Below are 5,819 nucleotides of genomic sequence, written 5' to 3'. Positions count from 1 at the left end.
CGACGGGCCGGATGTCCGACTGATATGTCGAGAAGTTTGTCAAGAGAGCAGAGTGAGGCGCCACCGGGGAGCGGCCCCGGGGACGCCTCTACGCTTCGCCACCAAGCCCTATGGTGAGCGTGTCGATAAAACGACGCGCGGTCAGACTGATATACGCGGATTGGCTACCGCAGGACGGTGTTCGGCAGGATCGCATCCGCGTGTCTAAAATCGAGCGTCGGCCCCGAGAGACCTGCTCATAGTCGGATCGCGGGTCGATCCACGCGCTTGTCATCACCGAGCTCGCCGGCGAAGCAGTTCAGGGGACGATCAGCAGTCCATCACCGCCAACGACCAGCACCAGCCCGCCAGCTCACGCGCGATCGCCACGTTCGCAATCACCGGCCGTTTCCGGCGCTCGAGGAACCCTACCCACCGGCCGTGCAGGCGACGATTACCCTCGTCACCACGGACACGGGCCGCTGCCGGGGCCTGATCCCACCGCGACCGCATCACCGCCCCGACGGAATATCGAGGTCGGTGATGCCAGGCAGCTTCCACGAGCAGGCGACGCGCATGGGTGTTGCCGGTCTTCGTAATCGACCCCTGCACCCGTGACGAACCGGACGAGTACTCCGACGGCACCAATCCGACGAACGAACCGATGGTATTGCCGGTGAACCGGTTCCAGTCGCCGATCTCCACCGCCAAACCGAACCCGGTCAAGGTACCCACCCCACGCAAACAGCACATCCGGCGCACCACCGGGGTGAATTCACTTGCGGCAGCCATCTCTTCGATCGCCGTATCGAGACGCCGACGCCGGGCCTGCATCGTGAGGACATGCTCGTAGTCGGCGTCGAACGCCATCCTGGTCGCCGCCGCGGTCAGCTGTGGTGCTGCCTCGGTGCGCAGCCATCGATCGTGCACTCCGGTCCACGCCGCTCCGCCGTAGTAGACGATGCCATGCCGCAAGAGCAGTTTCGACAGGCGGTGACGGGCCCGCATCAGATCGCCGCGGCAATCCTCTCGGGCCCGCACGAGATCGCGGGCCGCTTCCTGATCCACGGTGGGGATCGACACCGTGCAGATCTCGTCGAGTCGCAGCAACCGGGCCAGGTGTAGCGCATCTCGGGTATCGGTCTTGACTCGGTCTCCAGCCGGTTTCTGCAGTTTGGACGGGGCGGCCACTTCACACCGCACCTGCGCGTCCGTCAACGCTCGATACAGTCCGAAGCCGGTCGGGCCGGCCTCGTAGGTCACTGCTGCAGGACTCGGAAGATCCGCGATCCAGGACCGGATGTGGTCGTAGGACGGCGTCAGTTTGGTTTGGAACACTTCGCCGGTGACGTTGTCGATGGCCGCTGCCGCGACCGAACGTGCGTGCACGTCCAGTCCAACGCTCGTACGCTCGGTAAACACCGGGGCCTCCCACAATTGTCGGATAGGCCGGACAGACGGGCTTTGTCTGCTCGGTAACCCACGAATCTTGTGCGTGAGGCCTCGGCCTGGCCGAGGTGGGGCCACAGTCATCGGGGCGTCCCTCGATCATCGCGTATCCGCTCAACGCAGGCCGTGATGTCAACGTGGAGCACGCGCAGCGCAGCGAGCATGAACGACGTTGACATCGACCCCTGCGCTGAGCGCGCCCTCATCGACCGAGGGACGTACCGGCTCACCAAGAGGAGCGAAACCCCCACGAACAAGCGGTGTGTCACTCCATATCGTCTAAGTAGGAGTCGAACATGCGTCAGCATACCCATGCGCAGGTGGCATCGTGAGCATCGAAGCGATCACCTGGGCACTCGAACGCGCCGAGATTCCGTCCCCCACTCCAGCCGGCATGCCCTCGGCGCCGGCGCTGACAGTGGTGCTACTCGGCCTGGCCAATCACGCGTCCCGACATGGTGCGGATGCGTATCCGTCCGTGCGGAAGCTCGCCGGGTACGCCCGCATCAGCGAACGCCAAGTGCAGCGTTGCCTGAAGGCGCTGGCCGCTCTCGGCCTCATTTCCAAAGGCGATCAAGAGCGAATTGCAGCGACAATCCCTCGCGAGGACCGCCGCCCAGTCCTGTACAACCTGTCCATGAAGCGGGGTGACACGTCGTCACCCCGCAGCCCTGAACGAGATGACAAGACGAAGCGCCACGGGGTGACAGGAACGACCGAGCGAGGTGACACCCCGGTCACCCGAACCGTCCTTGAACCAACAAATGAACCTGCTGCACTCCCCCGCCCGACAATTCGCACCCGCGATGCAACACGTGAGCAGCAGCCATCTCCCATCGACCGATTGGCCACGGCGTGCCGCCGGGCCGGCTTGTCTGCACAGTTCGACACCCTGACACCGGCGAAGCGCACCCTCGTCGAGCAATCGATCAGCACTCACGGCGTAGATGCTCTTGTCCGCGCCGCGCTCGAATGCCATCGACCGTGGGACCCGGCTCGCTCCGCAGCAGCATGGATCCCGATCTGGCAGTCACTGCAACCACCCCGCCCGAAACTCCCGCCACGATGCGGCCGGTGCGATGAGTACGGCTGGTTGCCCGACGACGAACTCGGGCGTGCAGTGCGGTGTCCATGCCGCCAAGTGGCGTCGCACAGGATTCCCACTTCACCTCAGGAGACGATGCTCTTGGCAGCATGAGCACACTTGCCGCTGTCGTCAGTGCACTGGCGCCGTAGTTGCCCTCATAGCAACACATTCCGATCCCTTGAGTGGTACTGCGAGTGATACGACGACGTCGCGAATCAGACATCGCCGATTCCTTCTCTCGGTACCATGAGCCCGTATTTCGTGGAAACGAGCGGCATCATGCCGCAGAGGACGTGAGGCAACTGGCACCCGAAGAAATCGAACATCGTCCGGTGGCAGTGTGCGTTGTCGGGACCGGTGCGATCGGACAGACGGTGATCGACGCCTTGCGCGAGGACGTGGTGCCGCATGTGAGCCTCGCGGCCGTGTTGGACTCACGAAGCAGCCCTGAGGAGGCCTCCGCCGCATTCGACGTCGCCGACATCGTGGTGGAAGCTGCCACGGTCGACGCCGCTCGGGCCCTGGTACCCGAGGTGGTGAAACGCGGTAAGGACATCATCGTCTGCTCATGCGGTGTCTTTGCCGAGCGCGATTTCGATGTGGAATCGTTCGGCGCCGGACCAGGACGTGTACTGCTCCCGACAGGCGCGATCGGCGGCTTCGATGTTTTGGCCGCAGCGACACGTGCAGGAACCCGCGATGCGCGCCTCACCCACACCACGATCAAGCGACCCAGTGCGCTCGGCATCGAAGAACGTCTGGACGCAGAACGCACCGTTTTCAGAGGATCTGCCCGAGAGGCTGCGCTGGCCTTTCCGCGAACCTCGAATTCGTCGGTGGCTCTCGCCCTCGCGACGCTCGGGCTCGATCGGGTCGAGGTGGTGGTCATTGCCGACCCAGCCGCTGCAAGCACGCGCCACGTCGTCGAGTGGGAGTCGCCGCTCGGCCGGTACGAGCTGACGTTCGAGAACGCGATCGACCCGGCATCGAGCGGGCGCACATCTGCGATCACTGCCTGGTCGGTGATCGAGGTTCTCGCTGCGCTACCGCTCGGGATCGGCCCCGGCGCGGTCGTGCTCGGGCCTCCCCGCAGGGAGTAGCTGACCCAAGAGGTTCCGAACGCTTCAACGAGAAAGATTGTCGCTTTCGCGTGTTTGGAGCAGAATTTCGGGACGAAAGTCCCAAATACGCGGGCGGAATCGTAACCACTTCCGTCACATTCGTGTTTCCTGATGACCGGTCGGGTAGCGGAGCGTGAACGGGTGCTGTACACAGTGTGAAACAACACATTTCACAGGTGAAGGTGTAACTCCCTACCGGGAGTGGCAATTCGGTTTCACCTGACCTACTCGCACCCTGGAGCAGCCTGTGACGACAACATCGCTTTCGGACCGACCGGCACGGGTACTTTTTCTCGGCACCCCCTCCAACGCGGCAGCACTCGACCGGTGGGAAGAACTGCAGAAGCGCCTCACTCTCGCAGGCATCGAAACCACTACCGCCTTCGAAGGCGAAGTGCACTACGCAATCCTGACCGAGGACATTCTGGACGGCTACTGCACCGCTGCCGAGGCACTCACATTGCAGAAGCTCCGGACGCAAGGGGTCACGTGTGCAAGCACATGCGCCGGCCCCGAGCAGATCCTCGCCGCGCTGGCGGAAACCTCGGCCGACGTTGCTTCTGTCGTGCCGATCTCGGCAGCCCGGGGAAGCACTTACCGGCACGCTGTATCCAGCGCAGTCTGAAACTCCAGAACGAATTGTGCGCGCCAGTGGAGATTCACTGGCGCGCACTATTCGTTGATTACGGCGCGTTCTACGGCGACGGCATCCCACCGTTGACGTGGATCGTCGCTCCTACCACGTAGCTCGATTCCGGCGACGCCAGGAACACGTAGGCCGGCGCCAGTTCGGTCGGCTGCCCCGCACGTCCGAGTGGAGTGTTCTGCCCGAACTCGGGCAGCTCTTCCTTCGGCTGACCGTCCGAGGGCTGCAATGGCGTCCAGATCGGTCCGGGCGCAACCGCGTTCACGCGAATGCCCTTCTCCGCCAGCTGGGTCGCCATATTCTTCGTGAAGTTGTTGATCGCGGCCTTCGTCGACGAGTAGTCGATCAGGGTCGGCGACGGCTGGTACGCCACGATCGACGTGGTGTTGATGATCGTCGAGCCCGGCTGCAGATGCTTCAATGCAGCACGCGTGGTGCGGAACATCGCGAGGATGTTCACTTGGAAGGTCTGCTCGAGCTGATCGTCGGGCAGATCATCCAACCCTTCGACGGCAATCTGCTTGCCGGCATTGTTGACCAGGATGTCCAGTCCGCCGAGCTGTTCGACCGCCTGGTTCACGACCTCGGAGCAGAACGAGACATCCGTCAGATCGCCCGGGAGAGTAACTGCCTTGCGACCGCTTTCGGTGATGATGCGGGCGACGTTCTTGGCGTCGGGTTCTTCGTCCGGCAGGTACGAGATCGCGACGTCGGCACCCTCCCGCGCGAACGCGATGGCAGTAGCAGCGCCGATGCCCGAGTCACCACCGGTGATCAGTGCTTTACGTCCTTCGAGCCGGCCCGTGCCTCGGTACGAGAACTCGCCGATATCGGCCTTGGGCACCATGTCGGCGTCGAGCCCCGGCTCGGGCTGGTCTTGCTTCGGAGGGGAGATGGACGGATAGCGAGAAGTGGGGTCCTGGAACTTCAGTTGATCGGTCTTATTGGTGTGCACGTCTTGTTCAGCCATGAATGCCGCCTGTGAATCGGTGGTGGTTCGAAGTGCTCGAAAGGTTGTTGCAAGTGGCTTCCCGGGGCGGTGGATCCGCAAACCCTGGCACCTCGGCGACTTCTTCCACGACGGGGACTCGGACGAGCGCTCACAGAGAACGGTCAGGGCTTGTCCACCCGACGCGCATGCTTCCCGAAGGTGTACCTGCGTCGCTCGGTGCCGCGCCTCCGATAGCGAATCCCCTTCGGTGATGCTCGCTCCCCCTCGACCGGCGAGTGAGCTTCTCGTCGGACGGGACGGGCGGCCAGGCCGAGAGCCGACCAGCGCTCGGCAGGGGCTTCGCGTTCGTCGCGCACGCGGATGATCCGACCGAGAATCATCGCAGCGGCAACGGACACGACGGCCCACCCGAGCAGCACCCAGAGAATCCAATGCACGATTTGGACAACGGTCCAAGTTCCACTCTTGTTACGCAATCAGGTGGACTTCACCCCGAAATTCACCCCGTCAGCTGGTTATCGAGGGTTCCGGCCTAGAGAAGTGGCCGCGAGGAGCAGAGACCCCGCCGGAAGGGCATGCGAGTAA

General features: G+C 63.5%; 6 protein-coding genes. 3 read left to right on the top strand and 3 right to left on the bottom strand.

Annotated features, from left to right (window positions below):
* Positions 1-309 precede the first annotated feature (309 nt).
* On the bottom strand, positions 310-1,401 hold the full coding sequence (locus ACLBYD_RS30395; RefSeq protein WP_447816405.1) for an IS110 family transposase: 1,092 nt from the start codon (positions 1,399-1,401) through the stop codon (positions 310-312).
* A gap of 355 nt (positions 1,402-1,756) precedes the next feature.
* On the opposite strand from ACLBYD_RS30395, the gene ACLBYD_RS30390 reads away from it, so the two are divergent.
* The 3 genes from ACLBYD_RS30390 to ACLBYD_RS30380 all read left to right on the top strand — a co-directional run bounded on the left by ACLBYD_RS30390 (position 1,757) and on the right by ACLBYD_RS30380 (position 4,261).
* Complete coding sequence (locus ACLBYD_RS30390) at positions 1,757-2,626, top strand: helix-turn-helix domain-containing protein (RefSeq protein WP_447819361.1); 870 nt, start codon at positions 1,757-1,759, stop codon at positions 2,624-2,626.
* Positions 2,627-2,847: 221 nt separating this feature from the next.
* The gene (locus tag ACLBYD_RS30385) at positions 2,848-3,615 is read left to right on the top strand and encodes an aspartate dehydrogenase domain-containing protein (RefSeq protein ID WP_447819360.1); all 768 of its coding nucleotides are present in this window, start codon (positions 2,848-2,850) and stop codon (positions 3,613-3,615) included.
* Positions 3,616-3,883: 268 nt separating this feature from the next.
* Positions 3,884-4,261, top strand: a complete 378-nt coding sequence (locus tag ACLBYD_RS30380; RefSeq protein ID WP_447819359.1) for a hypothetical protein — start codon at positions 3,884-3,886, stop codon at positions 4,259-4,261.
* Between the two features lie 70 nt (positions 4,262-4,331).
* Here ACLBYD_RS30380 and ACLBYD_RS30375 read toward each other — a convergent pair whose 3' ends face one another.
* Together ACLBYD_RS30375 and ACLBYD_RS30370 are read right to left on the bottom strand one after the other, a co-directional pair.
* Positions 4,332-5,252 (bottom strand): SDR family oxidoreductase, encoded by a 921-nt coding sequence (locus ACLBYD_RS30375; RefSeq protein ID WP_447819358.1) that lies wholly within the window; start codon positions 5,250-5,252, stop codon positions 4,332-4,334.
* Between the two features lie 143 nt (positions 5,253-5,395).
* Complete coding sequence (locus ACLBYD_RS30370; RefSeq protein WP_447819357.1) at positions 5,396-5,671, bottom strand: hypothetical protein; 276 nt, start codon at positions 5,669-5,671, stop codon at positions 5,396-5,398.
* Between the last annotated feature and the right edge of the window lie 148 nt (positions 5,672-5,819).

Source organism: Rhodococcus sp. C26F (assembly GCF_053345925.1).
Note: the sequence above shows the minus strand (reverse complement) of the source record. Positions and strands in the feature narration are given on the sequence as shown.

Excerpts from the sequence above, each read along its gene's own strand:
- ACLBYD_RS30375 (WP_447819358.1), bottom strand. The coding sequence starts at position 5,252 with ATGGCTGAACAAGACGTGCACACCAATAAGACCGATCAACTGAAGTTC.